The following is a 19,067-nucleotide window of genomic DNA, read 5'->3' on the forward strand; positions in this document are numbered from 1 at the left end:
CTCATCGAAAGAATGGGACAAAATGAACAACGCTGATCAACGCAATCAAATTGCCCCTCAGGCAACCGTTAAAGCTTAGATTCAGCGTAATCGGGAATTACAGGAACAATTCAACAGGGTTATCAATGACACACGATCGCCCCGCACCGAGTTTCTCAAGCGGCAGCGAAACGAAGATCAGGAATAGCCGATCGTTGATCCCGGTAGTCTCATCACCGATCGATATCGCACTTCAGTTTCTGCAACAGAGATCGATTTGCGTTGTGTTGTCCATTCACTACGATCAAACAGTTTTTCTCTCAATTCGTTCACATTCACATTGCAGATTGCATGATCAGAAATGACTTGCCGACCATTCACCCAAACATAACTTACAACATTTACAGGGCGACCGAGAATCAGTAAGCCGATCGGATCAGTTCGCGGTAACAAGGACAACGATTTCAGGTCGTACATTACCAAATCTGCTTTCTTGCCAACCGTCAAAGATCCAAATTGATCTGCGCGATCCAAGCCTGTTGCACCGCCTAGGGATGCCATTTCCACAGATTGTCGAGGAGTAATCCAGTGATGATAATCAAAGTCTGTGACTGAATGCAAAATTGACCCAATTTTAATCGCTTCGAGTAAATCTTGAGAATCATTACTTGCAGCACCATCACACCCAAATGTAACATTCACTCCTGCTTGACGGTACTTCAGAATTGGAGCGATCCCACTTCCTAAGCGTAAGTTGCTCAATGGATTGTGAACTACGGTCGATCTCGTTTCTGCCATGATCTCAATATCTTGGTCATCGAGCCAAACACAATGTGCTAGGGAAGTTTTCTCACTCAAAAATCCAATCTCTTTAAGATGTTGAACAGCACTACACCCATACTTTTCTTCAGCCAGCATCTTTTGGGCTTTGGTTTCGAGTAGATGAGCATGGCGACTCAGGTTGTATCGATCGCTGAGTTCAATACAGCCTTCAAACAACGCATCCGAGCAAAGCTGAATTCCAGTCGGCGCAGCGACAACTTCAATTCCTTGATCCGGACGATGAAACTGGTAAATTGCTGCTTGAAGAAGTTCAAGCACTGCCTGAGTCGGCTGTTCAAAGTTGCTATGTCTTACTTCATCACCACCAGTCGGAATGCCTGCGCTCAACGCCTCATCCTGAATCAACGGCGCGATGAAGGCTCGAATGCCCACTTCCCGATAACCTCGATCGACCGCAGCAATGGTTTCGATTTCTTTTCCTGGAATCAGCACCAAATGATCGACAACACTCGTTCCACCGGTCATGAGAGTTTCGATCGCGGTGCCCACTGCACTGAGATAAGCTTGCTCCGGGTCGAGCGGTGTAGTTTCGTAGAGTTCTGCGATCCAGAGTTCGAGCGGCACAGGCGGAATCAATCCACGCTGCCACATTTCCGAGGAGTGGGTATGAGCATTCACAAATCCAGGCAGTAAAAGCTGATTCGTGCCATCGATCGCAGTTCCAATCACCGCTAAGTTAGGCGCGATCGCAACAATGCGATCATCTTGGATTTGCACATCGACTGTTTTATACCCCTCACCCTCTGCAATCAAAACATTCTGAATCGTAAAACTCATAGATCGATGCCTACTCAATACATAGCAGCCTAAGCTATTAAACTCGATTTCGGAGTTGTTGAATCCACAATTTTGGGTGGTCGTCCGATCGCACCTTAAAGCTGCTCATCGATAACAAAAGCGGCACACCTCCCACTTTAGCGCTCATCAATAGATGCAGTGCTAAACAGACAAGCATCGTTGCCCAAGCAGTGAGATGTAAGGAATAAGCCAAATGATGCAGTTCACCTGTGGGCAACCAAGTTTCATCCATTAGTTTTCCGCTAATTGCAGCAAATACGATCGCAAGCAACATTACTGTATTTGTTAGCCGTTGTAGACTAATCCACCAAATTGGCTTTCCAATGTTCGACAATTGTGCGATCGAGTCTTTTTGAACTAATTTCTTTCGACCGCACCAAAGACTATAAATCACAAATAACGGTGCAAATAGAAAAAACGTCAGTCCGATCGTGCCGTGGTAGTCAATGATCGGATTGATTCTGGGTAAGGGAACCTTTCCAAAGCGTCCATCAAATGTGTCATACACCCAATACCCGCTGATCAATGCCGCAATCACCAACAGTGCATTGACTCCGTGCAGAAAGCGCAGCAGTGAAGGTTGATAAGGTTTAGTGCGTGACATAATTCTGTTCTTAGATTGTTCTCTTACTGATATAGCTTAAATTTTTTAAAAATTTGGAACTTATGTGTTGAATTTTTTACGATCGTAAAGTGAGTATTCGATAACATTTTGCCTCAACAGTGATCAAAAGATTACGTCTATGCGGTTCATCGGATAGATGCGATAGCGTGATGAGGTACTAAAAATTTTGAAGTGTGACTCTCCTCTCACGCTTTATTCTTTGTTTTTGGAGTTCTTCCAATGGCTACTGTGAAAATAGGGATCAATGGTTTCGGTCGGATTGGTCGCTTAGTATTTCGCGCTGCGCTCGACGATGCCAACATTGAAATCGTTGGCATCAATGATCTTGTTCCGCCCGATAATTTGGCGTATCTTCTCAAGTACGATTCGACGCATGGGGTATATCCGGGCACGATCGAGGCAAAACCCGATGGCATTGCGGTAAACGGCAAGTTTATTCCGTGTTTTGCGATGCGGAATCCAGAAGATTTACCCTGGGGCAATCTTGAAGCCGATTACGTGGTTGAATCGACCGGATTGTTTACCGATTTTGAAAGTGCTTCTAACCATGTGAAAGCCGGTGCAAAGCGGGTGATTATCTCCGCTCCGACGAAAGATCCAGAGCGTGTGAAAACGCTGCTGATGGGCGTGAATCACGATTCTTTCGATCCTGAAAAAGATACGATCGTCTCGAATGCAAGCTGCACTACCAATTGTTTAGCGCCAGTGGCGAAAGTGTTAAACGATCGCTTCGGCTTAGTCGAAGGGTTGATGACCACCGTTCATGCAATGACGGCAACTCAACCGACTGTGGATGGCCCAAGTAAAAAAGACTGGCGCGGTGGACGCGGAGCTGCTCAAAACATTATTCCTGCTGCAACCGGAGCTGCTAAAGCGGTGACGCTGGTGCTGCCGGAACTGAAAGGAAAGCTGACTGGAATGGCATTTCGTGTGCCGACTCCCGATGTTTCCGTTGTCGATCTAACCTTCAAAACCGAAAAGCCAACGAGCTACAAAGAAATCTGTGAAGCGATGAAAGAAGCCTCAGAAACAACGCTGAAGGGGGTTCTAGGCTATACCGATGAGGAAGTGGTTTCGACTGATTTTCAGGGCGATCGTCGATCGAGCATTTTTGATGCAGGTGCAGGTATCGAACTGAATTCCAACTTCTTTAAAGTTGTGTCTTGGTACGACAACGAATGGGGTTACTCGAATCGAGTGATTGATTTGATGACTACGATGGCGAAAAAAGATGGCATCTTGAATTAAGTCATCTACGATGGGGGTCACCTGATCCCTATCGTAGATTTTTATCTGGCTATTACTTTCGCTGATGAGAAGAACTCGATCAACATAATAAAATGAAAGTCTTAGATACTTGAAAGGTGGCGTTTATGGTTCAGACTCCTGCTAAATCTTTGACGCTAGAAGAATTTCTAAGGCTTCCGGAAACAAAGCCAGCAAGCGAGTATATTGGCGGTCAAATCATCCAGAAACCCATGCCGCAAGGAAAACATAGTGTTGTTCAGGGAGAACTGACACCAGCCATCAATACAGAACTGAAATCTAAACGCCTGGGTCGTGCGTTCCCAGAATTACGCTGTACTTTTGGTGGACGATCGATTGTTCCAGATGTCAGTGTGTTTACTTGGGATCGAATTCCTCGCGATGCAAATGGTGAGGTCGCAAATACCTTTCAAATTGCTCCAGATTGGATGATCGAGATTCTTTCTCCAGATCAAAGCCCAACGAAAGTGATCAAAAACATTCTGCACTGTATTGATTATCAAACGCAGATGGGTTGGCTGATTGATCCCGATGAGAAAGTTGTGTTTGTTTATTTTGCCGATCGTACAATCCGATTTTTTGACGTTCCAGAACAGCTTTTGCCTGTACCATCGTTTGCAAGCAACATTCAATTAACAGTTCAAACATTGTTCGGATGGTTGTCTGAGTAGCACTGCGATCGCTCTAGAACTCTACATCGTCTTCATCAGACTCTCCGATTACCGACAGTGGAAACTGTTGCTTCAATGCAGGAATCGCTGGGCAAGGTTTGCGATCGTCCAAATTCTCCGGCTTGTTCCAGCTAAAGGGAGCTTGTTTTGCCGCAGACATCCATAACAATCGTTTTGCGCGAGTCATTGCAACATACAACAATCGAAACTCTTCAGCAGTCTTGAGCGATCCGGCTCGTTCCCAAGCTTCGTCATTGGTCGGAATCGGTTCGTGATGCACGATCGCCCTAATTTGCGCTCTTGCGACCTCAGATAAAGTAAAGTCGCCAAGAAACTGCATGGCAGGCGGAATGTAGAGCGATCCGGGAATCATGTTTTCATGCAAAAACGGAATGAAAACATAGTCCCAATCGAGACCCTTTGCTTTGTGCATGGTGATCACGGTTAGCTGGCTGGGACGAACATAGCGATCGTCGTCTTCTGCTTCGACAGGTTCAAATCGCTCTGAACTGACAACGTCGCTTAACACTTCTAGCATTGCTGTAAGTGAGTTCTCGCGGGTTTGCTGCATGACGCGTTCTGCAAGTTTGTCAGCAGTTGCAAGCTCTGTTTGCTCATAGTTCAAGGTATAAGCGAGAAATGAAATCAATTGATAGAGGGGTAGCTCTAATCTCGCTCTGAGTAGGCTTGTACAGAAACGGCTTGCTTGTTGAACTTGTGGATCTTGTGGTGGATCAAGCGGAGCAGGATAAAGAAACTGTTCCGGAAAAGTGATCAGAGCATTTAAATCTTGATTCGGAATGATGCGACGGCTGACAAACACAGATAAAGCAGCTTTGAGATTGTCCGGAGAATGAGGTCGATCGAGGAATTGCAACAGTGATAACATCTCTGCGGGGATGTGAGACTGTCGATCGCGCATTCCCACCTCAAAGACTGAAAGCTTGTCATCGAACCATCGCGCTAGTTCTCGTGCTACAAATTTTCCTTGCTCGTTGGTGCGAACTAACACTGCCGCCGATCGCTCTGGATAATGATTGAACAATGCGATCGCTCTTTTACCAATCCATTCTACCGTTTGATGCACATCCTCAGGCGTGTGAATCTCAAAGCCTAAGCCTTCAGGACTGGGGTTTGCATCGGCTTGCGGATCATTGTTAGACACTGGGTGAATCATCTGCGATCGAAATGGCGCAGCGTCTTCGTTTCCGTAAGTTCGATTCACCCAGTTCAATACAAAATTTGCAGCTTCGAGAATGATCCGACTACTGCGACCTGCTTGATTCATTTCAGCAAGCCGATTTTCGATCGCGCAAGTCTGACAAAATTCCCGAAAGAACACCGGATCAGCAGGCGTGAATGTTGAATTAATGGCTTGATTCGGATCACCGACCCGCACTAGGTTTTGATTGTGCAACTGTTCTGGATCGATTGCTAATAGTTCTAATAATCGCGTTTGTAGGGGGCTTGAATCTTGTGCTTCATCTTCAAACACAGCAAACACTTGAGATTGCCAACGCGCTCTAATTCCCGGATGTTCTAGCACTCGTAGCGCACCTAAAACCATCTCGTCATAGTCAATGAAGCTCCTGCTTTGGAGTTGCAGTTGGTATTGTTCATACAGTCCTGCAGCGATCGACAAGATCGAATAGTCATCGGATGCAATCTGACTACGTAAATCTTCCGGTAACAACCCTGAGCTTTTCGCTTCTCGAATTACCGTTTCTGCCAGTGCAGGCAACACTTCGGTTCGCAATACAGCTTGTCTTCGTAACCGCTCGGTTTCTTCCCCGTCGAATTGTTGCCCTTCTAACAAGCGCTGATAGAGATGCGGATTCAGTCCTAACCATTGTTCTACACTGGTGCGGATCAGTCGATTTCCTTGCGTGGGTGTGATTAAAATTGAATCGGGATTAAAGCCCGATCGCTCCGGAGCGCTTCTGGCGATCGACCAAGCTAATCCATGCAGCGTGTGAACCACAAACCCACCTTGAGGAAGGCTTAATTTTTTCAGATACTCACGAATTTTGGCTTTAATGTTTGCGGCTGCCGATCGCGTGAAGGTGACGACGACTAACTGACGGCGGCTGTGGAGTTGGTATTGCGCGATCGCGACTGCTGCCGCAACTGCCATTCCGGTCGATTTCCCCGCCCCCGGAACTGCCGACACCGCCAATCGCCCGCCTTGCCAATCGGCGATTTCTCGCTGTCCCGGACGCAGCGTGCTCCGCAGCGTTTGTAATAGCTTCTCGCGAATCTCTAACACACTGGAAACAACAGGATCAGCAGCCATAGGTTTAGTAGAGAATATGTACTACTACTTTAAGCGGTAAACTGGTTCGATCGTAGACTTCAAACCGAAATTCATGACGCGATCGGAAGCTGAAACTATTTTGCGGCAATTTATCTGTACTGAACAATCATCTGAACCGCTGGATTATGCAGCGATTCGAGAAGCGGTCTTAATTGTGGCAGATTTATCTGATTATCAAATTCTAGGAATCTGTGCGGAAACGGCTGAGGAGGGCTTGAAAGCGCTGTCGAGCTATGTGAGTGCACTGAAATATGATGTGCCAGAAACGCGATCGATTCCTGGAGCCATCTACATTAAATTCAATCCGTTAACGGGTCGATCGCATATGGAACCCTACAGCGGAAACCATCGGGGGGTATTAATTTCTTGCCAGTCTGCGTTTGAGGATGGCGTAAATGAGACATTTGGGCATTTGCCGCTCGATCTGTTCAAACAATAAACCCAGATCGAGGATCGATCTGGGCTTGATTTTTAATAAACCAGCACTATTAAAGAGTTTGGCTGGCGGTTTTAATGGCTTGAACTATCTCTGTTCATTGATTTCATTCTACAAGACACATCTCAGCTTTGGTGGGAAAACACATTGTTCTTCAACATTTGATACTCAACTTAATCAACTGCTCGATTTTTTGAATACAGAACCTCGAAGTTTTGAAGTTATTTAAAGATTAGATCTAATCTTTGCTGTGCAGCTTTTAGTGCTTCCTCTGGTGTATTGCGATCGAGCAATGCCGCCTCGATCGCTCGTCCTAAGTTATCCGAAATTCGGTTGTATCCTGGGAAAATCGGACGCGATCGCCCAAATTGCGCCTGACCGAGAAACACATCGACCGCAGGCTGCTTTGCTCGGAAGGCTTTGTAAGCTTCACTTTCTCGCGATTTTAGATTGGTGGGTAGGTATCCTGTGCCGATCGCCCATTCGGTCTGAAATTCCTCACTCATGACGAATTCAGCAAACTCAAACGCCGCTCGTTCTCGCTCTGGCGTGGATTTGAATAGAAATAGATTTTCGCCGCCGATCGCTGTTCCTGCTTGAGTTCCCTTTGGAATTGGCAATACCCCAAAATCAACCTGGGTCGCTTGCAGTTGTCCCAATGTCCAAGGCCCTGAAAGCTGCATTGCGACTTTACCGGTTAAAAATCCATCGAGTTCGTAACCGCGTTCGGGTTGAGACAGAATTGCAGAGCCGTCTTGCATCAAATCGCGCCAGAACTGTAAAGCTGCGATCGCTCCTGAATTAGCAATATTCACTCCGGCTGAAGCGCTACTGGGAATAACCTTTTCAGGGGTGATTTCGTTGCCATAAGTTACAGTCGCATTGCTCAACTCTCCAGCCCCGCTAAACATAAACGGCAACCAGGTAAAGACTGCCCATTCTCCTTTGCCCAATGGTAAAAGCATTCCATGTTGGTCTGCTTTTCCATCTCCATCTGTATCGCGAGTCAACTGCTTCGCCACTTGCCGAAATTCCGTCCAAGTTCGCGGAAGTTTTTTCACACCTGCTGCTTGAAACAGACTCGGACGATAATAAATACCGACATTGTTCGTACCAAAAGGAATCGACCAAGTTTTTCCTTCATATTGCATCGTATTGAGCAAAGCAGGATCGAGTTCTGATTTAACCGATGAAGCTGTGAGAAAATCATCGATCGACCTCAGCGCATCCAATTCCACCAATTGCCCAGTAATCATTGGTGCATACCACAACATATCTGGGGGAGCATTTCCGACTACTGCCGCGAGAATTTTGGGCATTTGTTGATCGCCTTGTCCAACGTAGAGCGATTCGACTTGAATATTGGGGTGAGCTTGATTGAAACGATCGACCAACTTCTGTAAAACATCCCGATTCGGCGGCGGGTTCACCCCTTGCCACAGCGTTAATCGAATTACATTAGAGGATTGAGCAGGTTGACATCCAAATAAACTGAGGCAAATCGCGATCGTAAAAACAAATTTCAGCAAATGGGCAAACCGCAGCGACATGATTAGGATGAAAGAATTACGAATCTCTGATTAGTGTATGAGAAAGTTGATTCCAAGCGCGATCACAATCAGTTTACTATTCTTTACGGTGGGGTGTCGATCGGACTCTAATTCAAAACCAGTTGAAATCACGCTAAGCGGCTGGCAAAGTAATCCAAACGAAGGAAAACTACTCGATCAAGTGATTCGAGAATTTGAGACAAAAAATCTGAACATCAAAGTCAAACGAGAAGTCATCAATAGCCAGTATATGGATGTGATTAGAACTCGTTTAATTGGAGAAGTTGCCCCTGATGTATTTTATTTAGAAGCATTTGAAGCACCAGCCTTAATTAAATCTGGTGTCTTAGAGCCGCTTAATTCCTACATTAAGCCAGAATTCAAACTGAATGATTTTGAATCCAGCTTATTAAACGCGTTTAAACGAAATAACAGCGTTTACGGCATTCCAAAAGATTTTTCAACCCTCGCACTTTTCTATAATCAAACTGCTTTGAAAAGTGCAGGAATTGCCCAACCTCCTAAAACCTGGGATGAGTTGAGGCAGACAGCCAAGAAACTAACGATCGACGAAAACAAGGACGGCAAAATCGATCAGTACGGCATGGGAATTGTCTCTGAATTGCCGCGTCAAACCTTTATGATCAAGGCATTTGGCGGAAAGCTAGTGGATCAAACCGACTACGCCGCATTTGATAGTCCAGAGGGACTTCAAGGACTACAGCTTGTGATTGAGCAATATCGACGCGATCGCACCGCCGCACAAGCAACTGATGTCGGTGCTAATTCAAATAGTGAAGCATTCGGACAGGGACGAGTAGCAATGACACTCGATGGAAATTGGGCAATTCCCTATCTCAAAGAAACCTTTCCAAACCTGAAATTTCAAACGACAGAAGTTCCGAAAATTAACGATCGACAAGGCACGATGATTTATACCGTTGCTTATGTAATGAATCGGCAATCGAAACAGAAAGCAGCAGCCTGGAAATTAATTGAGTTTCTAACGAGTGAATCTGGGATGAAAGCTTGGGCAAAACAGGGTGTTACCCTGCCATCGCGGCGATCGGTGTTAGCGGAAATGAAATACGATCGTAATCCGATTTATTCACCCTTTGTTGCAGGTGCAAAGTATGGAACACTCTGGCAAGCGGGCGAAACTTTACCAACCATTGTCACCAGTTTTGATAATCAATTTGTCAGTGCGATGCTCGGACAGCAACCTTTACCCGAAGCAATGAAACGTGCTCAAAATACTGCAAATCGAGAAATCTATTTATCGAAATAACAATGAAACAAAAATCTAGAGAAGCGTTATCAGGTTATGCCTTTATGACACCTGCGATCGTAATCTTGGGTGTATTTTTGGCATTGCCTGTGATTTATGCGATCGTGCTTTCCTTCTATCGAGTTCAATTACTCGGTGAGGTTGATTTTCGCTTTGCAGGATTGAGAAATTTTATTCGGATTCAAGATGATGAACGAGTTTGGATCGCGCTTGCAAATACAATTCAATACGTCGCGATCGTTGTTCCAATCCAAACGATTCTAGCCCTCGTCCTTGCTTTATTACTTAATGCTAAAATTCGGGGTCGAAGCTGGTTTCGAGTTGCATTCTTCTTACCGACTGTGACTTCTTCAGCCGTTCTCACACTCATATTCATGTGGATTTATAACTCGAATGGGTTGTTAAATAATTTTCTAGATGCAGTCGGTTTACCTACTTATAACTGGCTTGGTGATCCACAAGTTGCACTCAAAGGAATTATGTTGATGAATATCTGGGCAACTGCACCGTTATTTATGGTGATTTATTTGGCTGCACTGCAAGATATTCCAGAAAGTTTATATGAAGCCGCTTCGATCGATGGTGCAACAACCTGGGAGAAATTCTGGTGTATCACGCTGCCATTTCTCAAGCCTGTAACGTTTTTTGTGATTACGATCGGCATTATCGGAACCTTCCAATTATTTGATCAATCTTATATCTTCTCAAATGGCTCAGGTGGCCCTGATAACGCCACATTAACGATCGTGCTTCTGATCTATCAATACGCTTTCAATCGGTTAGACATGGGATATGCGCTTGCATTAACACTCATTCTTGCGCTCGTCATTATGTTAGCGACTTTAATTCAACGCTATTTCTTTAGAGAAGAGAGCTTAGATTAATCATGTTAAAAACAAACACAGTTCGCTGGTGGATTTGGTTAATGTATGGTGGACTGATCATTTATGCGATCGTCACCTTTATTCCCTTTCTATGGGCGCTCTCTGCTTCGTTTAAACCACTCTCAGAAATCTCAGCGAGTGGAGGTAACTTTATTCCCCAGGAGTTTACTTTAGAGAATTACAAAGCAATTTTTGCACAAGAACCGCTCTTTGGCAGATGGTTATTCAATAGCGCGATCGTTGCTATTTTTGTCACCCTGTTTAATCTTTTATTCAATTCAATGGCGGGATACGCCCTTGCCAGAATTCAATTTCCCGGAAACCGTTTATTCTTCTTTCTGGTTCTGGCAGTTCTCGTTGTCCCGGCCCAAATTACATTACTTCCCAAATTTCTAATTCTCAAATTTTTAGGCTGGCTCAATTCTTATCAAGGATTAGTTGTCCCAACCGTCGTCAACGCCACTTTTATTTTTATGATGCGGCAATTCTTTGTTAATTTTCCAAAAGAGCTAGAAGAAGCTGCACAACTCGATGGACTAAATCGATTTGAAACCTTTTTTCAGATTGTTCTGCCTTTAGCAAAACCCGCTCTAGCTGCACAAACAATTTTCATCTTCATGAGTTCCTGGAACGATTTTTTATTGCCCCTCGTTGTCATGTCAAATCCTGAAATGTTCACCCTACCGATCGGCTTAAACGCCTTCAAAGGTCAATACATCACTTACTGGAATTACATCATGGCAGCTTCGATGGTCTTCACGCTGCCAGCCCTGATTATCTATGCGTTCTTCAATCGCTATTTTATTCAGGGCGTAACCTTCACCGGAGGCAAATCGTAACTTTTTCGATATCCTATTAATCGCACCCGTTTCGATTTGTAGGTATGGCAGGACACAGCAAGTGGGCAAACATTAAACGCCAAAAAGCCAGAGTAGACGCTAAAAGAGCAAACATCTTTACTAAAGTTTCCCGTGAAATCATTGTTGCGGCTCGCAATGGGGTTCCTGATCCGGCAGGTAATTTTCAGCTCAGAACCGCGATCGAAAAAGCCAAAGCCGCAGGCATTCCTAACGAAAATATCGATCGCGCGATCGCCAAAGGTGCGGGCAAACTTGGCACAGATGCCCCCCTGGAAGCCATTCAATATGAAGGCTACGGTGCAGGCGGTGTGGCTATCCTGATCGAAGCCCTTACCGACAATCGCAATCGAACCGCTGCTGACCTACGAGAAGCCTTTAGCAAAAACGGCGGTAACTTGGGTGAACCCGGTTGCGTGGGCTGGATGTTCGAGCAAAAAGGCATTGTCGAACTTTCTTTCGCTCCGCAAAAGACCGGACGCAGCCGCAAAATTGAAGCAGTGTCGATCGACGAAGAAGCCCTCCTCGAAGCCTGCCTCGAAGGTGGAGCCGACGCTTATGAGCTAATCGAAACCGAAGACGGACAAGCCGCAGAAATTTTTACCGAAGTCGAAAACCTGGAATCCCTCAGTCAAAGCCTGAAAGACCGGGGTTACACTGTGGCGCAAGTCGAACTCCGCTGGATTCCCCAAAATACGATCGAAGTCACCGACCCCGATCACGCCCGTGCTCTGCTCAAGCTGATGGACGCGCTTGATGCACTCGATGATGTGCAAAACGCGACCGCCAACTTTGACATTGCTGAAGAACTAATGATGGCATCGATCGCTTAACAATTGCTCACATCAAAAATCTACGCGAGAATAGCTGTAAAGTTTCGTATCGCTCAACGGGTATGCAGATCGCTGAATCGAAAATTCCTGACTATGACATTGCGATCGTCGGTGGCGGTGTCGTAGGAACCACCTTCGCCTGTGCCTTGAAAGATTCTGGCTTTCGAGTCGCATTGATCGAGGCTGAAGTATCTTCGCTGGCGGTTTCTCGCGCTCAGGCGTATTCTATTTCGCTCTTATCCAGCCGCATCTTTGAAGGCTTGAACATTTGGCAACAGATTTCCCCTCAAGTTGAAACCTACAAGAACGTGCGCCTTTCAGATTCGGACTATCCGACTGCCGTTCAGTTTGCACCCTGCGATCTTGGCACTGAAACTTTAGGATATGTCGCAGAACATCGAGTTTTAATTACCGCACTTCAGGATCTGCTTCAAACTTGCTCAAATGTCGATCGCTTCTGTCCTGCCAAAGTGATTAAAACCGAGCACCAGTCCAGTGATGTAGTTCTCGATGTTCTGCTCAATGGTGAAGTGCAGCAAATCCGATCTCGCCTAGTCGTTGCAGCAGATGGCGCGCGATCGCCCCTCCGTCAACAAGCCGGAATTAAAACGCTTGGCTGGCAATATTGGCAGGCTTGTGTCGTCGCTACACTCAAGCTCGATGCTCCCCACAACAACACCGCCTATGAATGGTTCTGGAAAACAGGGCCTTCTGGCATTCTCCCACTTCCCGGTAATCGCTGTCGCATCGTCTGGACAGCCCCTCGTGCTGAAGCCGAAGCTCTGTTAGCGCTTGACGATCGCGCCTTTATTGAAGCCTTCCAAGCCCGATATGGCTCGAAGTTCGGCACACCAGAAATCGAAGGACAGCGCTACCTCTTCCCGATTCAGTTGATGCACAGCCGCAAGTATGTCTTGCCGCAGTTTGCCTTAATCGGAGATGCCGCTCATAGCTGCCATCCGTTAGGCGGTCAAGGCATCAACATGGGAATCCGCGATGCTGCTGCCCTAGCACAAGTTTTACAAACCGCAAAAAAACGCGGCGAAAACATTGCCAGTCTGCGTGTTCTAAAGCGCTACGAACGTTGGCGACAGTGGGAAAACCTGCTGATCTTGAGCATCACCGACATCTTAAATCGCACCTTCTCGAATCAGATTGTCCCGATCGTGCAACTTCGTCGCCTGAGCTTGTGGATTTTGCGAACCCTTCAGCCCTTAAGAACGATCGTTTTTCGTATCATGTCAGGCTTGACCGGACGCACTCCCCAACTTGCTCAGCGCTAAATGAATGTCTAGTGGTTGAGAATTACGCGGAGATGGTGCAAAGATCATAGACGGCAAGTTTGGAAGAATATTATGCCGAAAGCGATCGTCTTACTCTCCGGAGGTTTAGATTCCGCAACCACAACTGCACAAGCGATCTCCGATGGCTATGAACCGATCGCGCTTTCATTTCGTTACGGTCAACGACACGATCGCGAACTCCAATGCGCACAGGCGATCGCGCAGCACTTCAAGTTGTCCCAACATTTTGTCATCGATGTGAATCTCGCGCAGTGGGGCGGCTCAGCACTGACCGATACAGAAATTGAGGTGCCGACAGAAGGCATTCAGCCTGATCAAATTCCGATTACTTACGTTCCAGGGCGCAATACCGTATTTATTGCGATCGCCCTTTCTCTAGCGGAGGCACAAAACGCAGAAGCTATCTATCTAGGCATCAATGCGGTGGACTATTCAGGCTATCCAGATTGCCGCCCAGAGTATCTCACTGCGTTTCAACATTTAGCTGAGTTATCTTCCAAAGCAGGATTAGAAGGCAGAGCGCCGAAATTAATTGCCCCCCTGGTCATGGATTCCAAAGTAGATATCGTGAAGCGAGCGATCGCGCTTGGAGTGCCAATTGACAAAACCTGGTCGTGCTATCAAGGCGGTGAAGTTCCTTGTGGTGTGTGTGATTCTTGTCGAATCCGCGATCGAGCACTCATTGAAGCTGGACATCCGGAGCTTGCCACTTCTCAAAGTCAAGAATTGTTTCAATAAACTTGCCTTAATTAGCTTAAGATTTGCTTCCAAAAGTTGAATAAAACCGCACATCTGAAGTAGGGCTAATTCTGCATTCATTTCTAGAAAAAACGAGATGAAATCTAAAAGAAATCAGTAGATTCTTGCCTCATAAATACTCTAAACATTCTGTTAGAAGAGCAAGTCAAAAATCTTCAAACTCTTTTTGAAGCGGCTTTAATTTAGCGGCCGTCTTGGCTCACTCAATCAGTACAAAATTAGAAGTAATCTCTATCACTTTATTTTGCCTAAGCCTTGCACCACAAGCAATAGTCCCTAATCGAGCGTACGGAGCAACTCTAATTTGTAGTTTCTAAAGAGAATAGAAATTGTAGACAAAAAGTTTGTGGGAAGTATTTCTAAAAGCTTAAAAGCTAAGAAATACCGAAGCATAAAAACAAGCAATAAAGGATTGAAACTCAAGCATCGAAAGATATTCAGCGAGTTTCACCTTGAAAAAGGCGAATAAACCAGTCGCTATATTGAATTTCAGATTGGTACTTTCGTCATGGTCTTTCCGTCCACTTACATTCTGCTGTTAGCTCCACAAATCGAAGAATTGCACGGGCTAGAATCGCTCCTTCAGCAAGTCGCACTCGACGTAGAGATTGTAGACACCACTGATCAAGCCCTAGCACGAGTGAGCCAAAATCCCCCTTGTCTTGTCATTCTGCAAGAGCATCTGCGATCGGAAGCCACAATTCATCAACTCCGCACGATTGCCCATGCAGACCGCATGACGCTTGTGATCGTTACAGAAACTGATTCTCCGAGCTGGCTTTATCAAGAGCAGCACCCCGATGTTGATGGTTTTCTCGTTAAACCGTTAAGTCCAGATGTACTATTTTCACTGATTCATTCTGCTTCTGCTCGTCAATACTGTCAACGATCGCTCATCTGAATAGATTCAGATTCAGCATTCAACCTCGCATCTTTCCAAAGACAGACATTTTTAATTCGTTCTCAAGCCAAATAAATAAAACTAATACCTCAGCAAATTTCTTTCCATGCAACCTGGTTTGCAATAGCTGCCGCTTATCATCGAATTAATCGTAGTGAACGCCTCAAAATATCGATTTAGTAGGCATTTGTGCCTTGAATATCGAATCGCGTTGCATTAGTTAAGCTAATTAACCAATTGATTCAGTCTGATAATTTTGGGCTAACGTTGTCAACAGGCCACAAATTATCTATCACTTTCGGGGGTGGCATAGAGATACAAACGTGGATCACGCCAGAATTTTGCGATAGATTTGAATCAGATTGATGCCTGACTCTAACAGAGAGGTTGTCCCATTAAGAGATGAATCACTGTGCAACTCAAAGATCCTGATAAAAACGATCGCGATCATCGGAATAGCAACGTGAATGCTAGACACAGCAGCTTTATCAAGAATGATTAATAAAGAAATCAGGAAAAGGGTGCAACTTTTGTGAGAAAGGCTACAATCGGGGAGTCATTCCAATCATTTAGAAATAATGATCTCAGAAAATCAGCCTCTGCCAACCGTATTTTCTCGGAAGTTGTAGCAGTTGCTCGTTTTGACTGAATCATTTTGCCGATCGCTCTACTGCACACCAGTTGACGAACGAGAGCTTGCTTCGGCAAGCAACATCGCCTCTGGGTCAGCAAGACTGCATCGAACCACCAACATCTGTTTTCAGTGCTGGGACATTTTACTTCATTACTTAAGGAGCACGAGGAACGCGGCATGACCCAAGCCAAAGACTTACTTGTTGTAGAAGAGGCATTTGACCCTTCAGAAGCTCTAGAAATCGAGTTAGAACTCGATGACCTTGATGATCTTGACGATTCAGATCAAGGAGAGGATGACGAAGAGGGAAAACCCGTTAAGGGGCGTGCAACTCGTCGCCGGACTCAAGCCAAGAAGAAGCACTACACCGAAGATTCGATTCGGTTATATTTGCAAGAAATCGGTCGAATTCGCCTCCTCCGCGCCGACGAAGAAATTGAACTCGCCCGTAAGATTGCGGACTTGCTGGAATTAGAGCGCATTCGCTTCAAGTTAGCCGACAAGCTCGATCGCGAACCTTCAGATGCAGATTGGGCACAGGAAGTGAAAATGCCCCTGCCGCAGTTCCGTCATCGCCTGCATTTAGGTCGTCGCGCTAAAGATAAAATGGTGCAGTCGAACCTGAGATTAGTGGTGTCGATCGCGAAGAAATATATGAATCGCGGCTTGTCGTTCCAAGATTTGATTCAAGAAGGCAGCTTGGGTCTGATTCGGGCGGCAGAAAAGTTCGACCACGAAAAAGGCTACAAGTTCTCTACCTACGCGACCTGGTGGATTCGTCAGGCAATTACTCGCGCCATTGCAGACCAATCGAGAACCATCCGGCTTCCGGTTCACCTGTACGAAACCATTTCCCGCATCAAGAAGACAACGAAACTGTTGTCTCAGGAAATGGGACGCAAGCCGACTGAAGAAGAAATCGCAACTCGGATGGAAATGACGATCGAGAAGCTGCGCTTTATCGCCAAGTCTGCTCAGTTGCCGATTTCACTAGAAACGCCGATCGGTAAGGAAGAAGATTCTCGCTTAGGCGACTTCATTGAATCTGATGGTGAAACCCCAGAAGATCAAGTGTCTAAGAATCTGCTGCGCGAAGACCTCGAAGGCGTTTTGGCAACGCTCAGCCCACGCGAAAAAGATGTGCTGCGCTTGCGCTACGGCTTGGATGATGGTCGGATGAAAACGCTTGAAGAAATTGGACAAATCTTCAACGTGACCCGCGAACGCATTCGTCAAATCGAGGCGAAAGCTCTGCGGAAACTCCGTCACCCGAATCGCAACAGTGTTTTGAAAGAGTACATTCGCTAGGGTTTAACTGATTTCGGCTATGAGCCGATCGCAGTATTGCGATCGGTTTTTTATTGGGGCACAACGCGACGATAGGTTTCAAATCGATAGCCAGCTCTTGACTCCAAGTTGACTAATTCAAATTCATTTAGACGATCGCGCCACTCTAGGAAAAATACATCGCCCTCGTAGTGACCTTCTACGATCGTCAACTCCATACGATCCACGAGTTCCAACGCTTGACGGTAAATCGATGCGCCACCGATCACGAACAGCTTTTCTTCTGGTCGATCAACCGCATCAGAGAGCGATCGTACAAATTCGATATTTGGTAACTCAGATCTCAGTGATTGTGAGGAAACGATAACGTTAGTGCGTTGAGATAATGGGCGTTTTTGCAGATCAAATTCCCATGTTTTCCGTCCCATAATGACGGTATGATGCAGCGTGAGTTGCCGAAAGCGTTGGAGGTCTTCTGGGATCGACCAAGGCAGTTTGCCGCGATTTCCAATGACTCCGTTTGTTTGGGCGATCGCAGCAATTAAAATAATCTCGGACATGATAGCAACTTATTTTGATGACAGGGTAAGCTGAGTCACTCAATTTATGCTGTAACTCTCGCGGTTGCAAAAACTCCCCAATCATACTTCGTGCAACTCACGGCTAAGACGGACATATTATTGCAATTAATGATTACAATTTCTGAATTCCTATTTCCTATTGATGTTGATGATTCCGAATTGCGCTTACTCTCTTGCTGATGGATGGTAGATGGATACTGAGAATTATTTGAACCACCCAACATTTGGGCTGCTGTTTCGGGTGTGTCTAGTTGAAGAACATCGGGAATTATTTAGTACGCTCTACGCGCAACGGTTATTTTTTGTCGTATCTCAAGGTGCAGACGGACTGGAATTTGAATCGATCGGACGCAGCGATGCAAGAGTAATGGTCGAAAATCGCATGAGAATGTTACGCCGATCGGGAATGTACAAGGAGTACGATCAGCTTCAGAAAGTTCACAAAAGCACATTTCAATGATCTCGTCTCTACAGAACCACATTGCCGAATTCCGCGCCAAAATTCCACCACATATCCGGGTCATTGCCGTGACGAAAACGGTTTCCGTAGAAGCAATGCGAACTGCTTATGCCGCCGGAATTCGGGATTTTGGTGAAAATCGGGTTCAGGAAGCTGAGACTAAACGCGCAGAATTAAAAGATTTAACCGATGTAACGTGGCATCTGATCGGGCATTTGCAGAGTAACAAAGCAAAAAGCGCGATCGACCTGTTTGATTGGATTCACTCGGTCGATAGTTTGAAGCTAGCGCAACGGCTGGATCGGCTTGCAGAAGAACAAGACCGCAAGCCACAAATTTGCCTGCAAGCTAAACTCATGAGCGATCCCAACAAATCAGGATTTTCAGTTTCAGAGCTTTGGGACGCGATCCCGCAGCTTGAGCAATTAAAGCACTTGCACATTCGAGGACTCATGGTGATCCCACCGTTTGACCTAGAAGCCGAGGCCACGATCGCGCTGTTTAGACAAGCTAGAGAACTTGCTGAAAAAATCCGAACTCACAGCCAGCTCAATCTCGATCAACTGTCGATGGGAATGTCGGGTGATTATGCTTCGGCAATTCAGGCGGGCGCAACGATGATTCGACCGGGACGAGTGCTGTTTGGAGCAAGACTGCAAAAATAATCGCAGAATTTCAGCAATAAGTGGTACTGTATGTACCACTTATCAGAAACGAATCGAAACCTTACTTCAGTGGTGCGCCTCTCATCTTGTAATAAAGATCACTTACGTATAGTGCTGAATGCGAAGAGGTCA

General features: G+C 45.8%; 18 protein-coding genes. 13 read left to right on the top strand and 5 right to left on the bottom strand.

The features are described 5' to 3' along the window. Positions 1-177 precede the first annotated feature (177 nt). Positions 178-1,599 carry an amidohydrolase gene (locus H6F51_05555; GenBank protein ID MBD1821963.1) on the bottom strand — a complete coding sequence of 474 codons (1,422 nt, stop codon included), beginning with the start codon at positions 1,597-1,599 and terminating at the stop codon, positions 178-180. A 37-nt stretch (positions 1,600-1,636) separates the two neighbouring features. Next, the gene (locus H6F51_05560) at positions 1,637-2,224 is read right to left on the bottom strand and encodes a cytochrome b/b6 domain-containing protein (protein MBD1821964.1); all 588 of its coding nucleotides are present in this window, start codon (positions 2,222-2,224) and stop codon (positions 1,637-1,639) included. Positions 2,225-2,464: 240 nt separating this feature from the next. On the opposite strand from H6F51_05560, the gene gap reads away from it, so the two are divergent. Both gap and H6F51_05570 read left to right on the top strand, forming a co-directional pair. After that, positions 2,465-3,493, top strand: coding sequence for a type I glyceraldehyde-3-phosphate dehydrogenase (gene gap / locus H6F51_05565; protein ID MBD1821965.1), 1,029 nt, complete (start codon positions 2,465-2,467; stop codon positions 3,491-3,493). 125 nt (positions 3,494-3,618) lie between these two features. Further along, a complete protein-coding gene (locus H6F51_05570) occupies positions 3,619-4,182 on the top strand; it encodes a Uma2 family endonuclease (protein ID MBD1821966.1) in 564 nt (187 codons plus the stop codon). A gap of 13 nt (positions 4,183-4,195) precedes the next feature. Here the strand turns inward: H6F51_05570 and H6F51_05575 are convergent, their stop codons facing one another. After that, positions 4,196-6,475, bottom strand: a complete 2,280-nt coding sequence (locus tag H6F51_05575; GenBank protein MBD1821967.1) for an ATP-dependent helicase — start codon at positions 6,473-6,475, stop codon at positions 4,196-4,198. 73 nt (positions 6,476-6,548) lie between these two features. On the opposite strand from H6F51_05575, the gene H6F51_05580 reads away from it, so the two are divergent. Continuing rightward, entirely contained in the window at positions 6,549-6,935 is a 387-nt protein-coding gene (locus tag H6F51_05580) for a DUF1824 family protein (protein ID MBD1821968.1), read from the top strand. Positions 6,936-7,153: 218 nt separating this feature from the next. Here H6F51_05580 and H6F51_05585 read toward each other — a convergent pair whose 3' ends face one another. Next, positions 7,154-8,482 carry an ABC transporter substrate-binding protein gene (locus H6F51_05585; protein MBD1821969.1) on the bottom strand — a complete coding sequence of 443 codons (1,329 nt, stop codon included), beginning with the start codon at positions 8,480-8,482 and terminating at the stop codon, positions 7,154-7,156. Between the two features lie 37 nt (positions 8,483-8,519). On the opposite strand from H6F51_05585, the gene H6F51_05590 reads away from it, so the two are divergent. From H6F51_05590 to rpoD, 8 genes are all read left to right on the top strand, one after another. After that, on the top strand, positions 8,520-9,770 hold the full coding sequence (locus tag H6F51_05590; protein MBD1821970.1) for an ABC transporter substrate-binding protein: 1,251 nt from the start codon (positions 8,520-8,522) through the stop codon (positions 9,768-9,770). 2 nt (positions 9,771-9,772) lie between these two features. Beyond that, positions 9,773-10,654 carry a sugar ABC transporter permease gene (locus H6F51_05595; protein ID MBD1821971.1) on the top strand — a complete coding sequence of 294 codons (882 nt, stop codon included), beginning with the start codon at positions 9,773-9,775 and terminating at the stop codon, positions 10,652-10,654. Positions 10,655-10,656: 2 nt separating this feature from the next. Next, entirely contained in the window at positions 10,657-11,493 is an 837-nt protein-coding gene (locus H6F51_05600) for a carbohydrate ABC transporter permease (protein ID MBD1821972.1), read from the top strand. A 44-nt stretch (positions 11,494-11,537) separates the two neighbouring features. Beyond that, positions 11,538-12,344, top strand: coding sequence for a YebC/PmpR family DNA-binding transcriptional regulator (locus H6F51_05605; GenBank protein ID MBD1821973.1), 807 nt, complete (start codon positions 11,538-11,540; stop codon positions 12,342-12,344). Positions 12,345-12,406: 62 nt separating this feature from the next. Next, a complete protein-coding gene (locus H6F51_05610) occupies positions 12,407-13,627 on the top strand; it encodes an FAD-dependent hydroxylase (protein MBD1821974.1) in 1,221 nt (406 codons plus the stop codon). 72 nt (positions 13,628-13,699) lie between these two features. Continuing rightward, entirely contained in the window at positions 13,700-14,386 is a 687-nt protein-coding gene (gene queC, locus H6F51_05615) for a 7-cyano-7-deazaguanine synthase QueC (protein ID MBD1821975.1), read from the top strand. 529 nt (positions 14,387-14,915) lie between these two features. Continuing rightward, positions 14,916-15,308 (top strand): response regulator transcription factor, encoded by a 393-nt coding sequence (locus tag H6F51_05620; protein ID MBD1821976.1) that lies wholly within the window; start codon positions 14,916-14,918, stop codon positions 15,306-15,308. An 811-nt stretch (positions 15,309-16,119) separates the two neighbouring features. Then, positions 16,120-17,250: an RNA polymerase sigma factor RpoD gene (gene rpoD, locus H6F51_05625; protein ID MBD1821977.1), complete on the top strand. Its 1,131-nt coding sequence runs from the start codon at positions 16,120-16,122 to the stop codon at positions 17,248-17,250. 50 nt (positions 17,251-17,300) lie between these two features. On the opposite strand, the gene H6F51_05630 is transcribed toward rpoD, so the two are convergent. Beyond that, on the bottom strand, positions 17,301-17,789 hold the full coding sequence (locus H6F51_05630; protein MBD1821978.1) for a dihydrofolate reductase: 489 nt from the start codon (positions 17,787-17,789) through the stop codon (positions 17,301-17,303). 211 nt (positions 17,790-18,000) lie between these two features. Here H6F51_05630 and H6F51_05635 point away from each other — a divergent pair, with 211 nt between their 5' ends. Next, positions 18,001-18,270 (top strand): PipX family protein, encoded by a 270-nt coding sequence (locus H6F51_05635; GenBank protein ID MBD1821979.1) that lies wholly within the window; start codon positions 18,001-18,003, stop codon positions 18,268-18,270. Next, positions 18,267-18,935 carry a YggS family pyridoxal phosphate-dependent enzyme gene (locus H6F51_05640; GenBank protein ID MBD1821980.1) on the top strand — a complete coding sequence of 223 codons (669 nt, stop codon included), beginning with the start codon at positions 18,267-18,269 and terminating at the stop codon, positions 18,933-18,935. Before H6F51_05635 ends, H6F51_05640 begins: the two co-directional genes overlap by 4 nt. The last annotated feature ends 132 nt before the right edge of the window (positions 18,936-19,067 follow it).

The sequence above is a fragment of the Cyanobacteria bacterium FACHB-DQ100 genome (assembly GCA_014695195.1).
Classification (GTDB): domain Bacteria; phylum Cyanobacteriota; class Cyanobacteriia; order Leptolyngbyales; family Leptolyngbyaceae; genus Leptolyngbya.